Genomic DNA, 2,466 nt, shown 5'->3' with positions numbered 1-2,466 from the left:
GCTGTCGCCGGGGTGCGGCGCGGGGTGGGCGGGGATCGGCCGGGAGCCGCGGAAGACGAGGCGGCCGGTGTTGGCGGCCTGGGTTTCGATGGCTTCGGCGCGCGCGCCGAGGATGTCGCCAAGGTCGGCGCGGTGGTAGTCGAGGAACTGGTGGAAGGTCCACAGGGCCGAGTAGGTCTTGCGGCGCCGGTTGTTGGCGGTGTTGCCCTCGTCGGGTCGGGTCTGTCCGCCGGAGCTGCGCAGCTCGAGCAGGGAGTTGGTGACGTTCTTGAGCCCGAGGGTGTTGCGGAGGATGGTTTCCTCGCTGAGGCCGACGTTGCCGCCGCCTTCGCAGCCGTAGGGGCAGGCCCACCAGCCGGCTTCGGCGCCCTTGGTGTACATGTGGCCTTCGATCATGTCCTGGGACTGGTCGAAGATGGGCTGGGCGACGTTCTGGTGGCGGGGCGGCAGCATCGGCAGGTCGCCGGCGCGGGAGTTGCCGAACTCGTGGCCGTCGTAGCCGGCGACGGGTCGGTAGTCGCGGACCATCTTGATGTACGCGGCGGTCTCGGGTTGCCGGATCAGCGAGTAGTCGCGGTTGAGGTCCTGGCCGGTGGAGTTGCCGCGGGTGTTGTTGGCCCGACCGTCGCCGTTGATCGTGGGGACGATCAGGACGGTGGTGTGGCTGAGCAGGTCGGTGATGCGGGGGTCGGTGCTGAAGGCGAGTTGCCGGGCCATGATGAGGCAGGCTTCGCGGTCGCCGGGCTCGTTGCCGTGCACGTTGCAGTTGATGGCGACGGGTGCGGTGGCGGCGACGGCGGCCGGTGTCGCCGGCGGGGCAGGGTTGCCGATGACCATCATGTTGATGGGTCGGTTCTGCAGGGTACGGCCGAGTTCGACGACGCGGACGCGGTCGCTGAGGGCGTCGATGGCGGCGGTGTAGGCGTACTCGTCGGTGTCGCTGGTGTACTGCGCGGCGTGGGTGGTCTCCCACTGGGTGCGCAGTTGCTGGCCGGGGGTGGTGGGGTTGCCCCAGGGTGCGGTGGTGGTGGCGACGACCGGGTCGGAGTAGGGCTGTTCGGTGGTGCCGGTGCGGGCGCGTACGCGCCAGCGGAAGGTGTCGCCGGGGTTGAAGCCGGCGTCGGCGAAGGTGGGTGACTCCTGGTTGATCTGACGGTTGGGGCGCCACACGCCGACGATGGTGGCGGGGCCGGTGGGGGTGTCGTCGGCGTCGACGGCGGTGCGTTCGATCTGGTAGTCGGTGGCGCCGTCGACGGGTTGCCAGGCGAGGGTGGCGTACCCGTCGGCCTGGCGGATGGTGAGGTTGGTGACCTGGTGGGGTTCGGCCGCGCTCTGCGCGCTGGCGGCGGTGGGTGCGGAGGTGAGGGTGACGGCGAGGAGGGTGGATACGGCTATGGCGATGGACCGCTGGCGTCTCATGTGGCCTCCGACTGGTTGATCGTGGCGCGGGTTTCGCCCAGCATGATCGTCGGAGTTCGTCGATGCAATGATCTTGAGGGAATCTTGCGGCTGGGGTGCTGCCTCTCCCCCGCTACGCGGTGACCTGGTGGGGCCCCACCGCGTCGGCGGGGTTTCCGGGGTGACGGGTTCAGCCGAGGTCGACCAGCAGGGGTCGGTGGTCGGAGATGGTGGACAGCGGCGCGGTGACGGCCCGTACCGGTGGGAGCTGGTTGAGGGCCTGCCGGTCGGCGAGGATGTGGTCGAGTTGCACGCGGGGTTGACCGGCGGGGTAGGTCGGGCGGCGGCCCAGGGGGCGCCAGCCGGAGATGAGGCGGGCCGCGCCGGCGGGCAGGTTGAGATCGCCGAGCAGGACGCGGGGCCCGGGCAGCGCGCGCAGGGCGCGGATGGTCTGGCGTAGCTGGCGGGCGTTCCAGCCGGGGACGAAGGACAGGTGGGTCGCGGCGACGGTGAGCGGGCCGTACGGGGTGTCCAGGACGGCGGCGAGCACGACGCGGGGTTCGTCGTGCAGCAGGATGAGGCCGCCGCCGGGCCCGGGGACGTAGACCGGGGAGCGTACCGGTGCCGGCTTGAGGCGGGTGACCTGCCAGCTGCGCACCGGCAGCCGGCTGATCAGCCCGATGCCGTAGCAGGGTTCGCCGTGGCCGTCGTCGTCGTGGCGCAGGGGGCGGAACCGTTCGCCGGGGGTGCCGACGACGGCGGCGGCGAAGCGGTGGTGGGGTGCGTCGAGGGCGCGGGCGGCGATGGCGGTGAGGTCGAGGTTGCCGCTGCGGGTCTGGTCGCGGTCGACCTCCTGCAGCGCCAGCACGTCGGCGTCGAGGGCGCCGACGGCGGCGGTGAGTCGGTCGGGGTCGACGAGCCCGTCGGTGAGGGATCGTCCGTGCAGCAGGTTGAAGGTGGCCAGGCGCACTCCTGCACCCTACGTCCCCGTGGCAGGGTTGCCGGGTGGTCAAGCTGCTGCTGTGTTCGGTGCTGGTGTTCGTTGCGGTGGGCGCGTTGGGGGTGTGG

At 71.5% G+C, this 2,466-nt stretch carries 2 protein-coding genes; both read right to left on the bottom strand.

Features of this window, described 5'->3' with window-relative positions; genetic code table 11:
• On the bottom strand, positions 1 to 1,419 hold a 1,419-nt coding region (locus tag DKT68_RS00200), incomplete at its 3' end, for a M14 family zinc carboxypeptidase (protein ID WP_109815427.1).
• 169 nt (positions 1,420 to 1,588) lie between these two features.
• Complete coding sequence (locus tag DKT68_RS00195; protein WP_109815426.1) at positions 1,589 to 2,368, bottom strand: endonuclease/exonuclease/phosphatase family protein; 780 nt, start codon at positions 2,366 to 2,368, stop codon at positions 1,589 to 1,591.
• Positions 2,369 to 2,466: the final 98 nt, after the last annotated feature.

The organism is Micromonospora acroterricola (assembly GCF_003172955.1).
Classification (GTDB): Bacteria; Actinomycetota; Actinomycetes; order Mycobacteriales; family Micromonosporaceae; genus Micromonospora; species Micromonospora acroterricola.
Note: the sequence above shows the minus strand (reverse complement) of the source record. Positions and strands in the feature narration are given on the sequence as shown.